The sequence below is a fragment of the Pseudomonas sp. SIMBA_068 genome (assembly GCF_046534705.1).
In the GTDB taxonomy this organism is placed as follows: Bacteria; Pseudomonadota; Gammaproteobacteria; order Pseudomonadales; family Pseudomonadaceae; genus Aquipseudomonas; species Aquipseudomonas putida.
This window is the reverse complement of record NZ_JAWRYI010000488.1, coordinates 1-273: the sequence shown is the minus strand read 5'-3', so window position 1 is coordinate 273 and position 273 is coordinate 1. Positions and strand designations below refer to the sequence as shown.

Annotated in this window: 1 pseudogene; it reads right to left on the bottom strand. The window is 63.4% G+C overall.

Annotated elements, in window-relative coordinates:
- Nucleotides 1-273: pseudogene (locus SB756_RS30075) on the bottom strand (structural protein P5); the annotation flags it as partial.

Sequence of the window (273 nt, the reverse complement as noted above, 5' to 3'; positions counted from 1 at the left end):
ATAAGCGAACCCTGCGCATTCATGGGCGATGATGCTGGACACCATTACGCCCAGCGTTGCCGCCTTCCGGACGTCGATCACGTCATTGGCGTTCACACCCAGGCGGCGAGCCACGGCCGCGATGTAGGCCTCAGTGTTGTTTTCGTTGCCCGGTGCCCACCTGGTGATGGTTTCGCGCACCGTGTCGATGCCAGGGCCACCCACGCCAGGCATGCCGTCTTTGCCACGGTAGTTGATCAGCAGCTTGCCCAGGGCGCGGATGCCGTTCTCGGG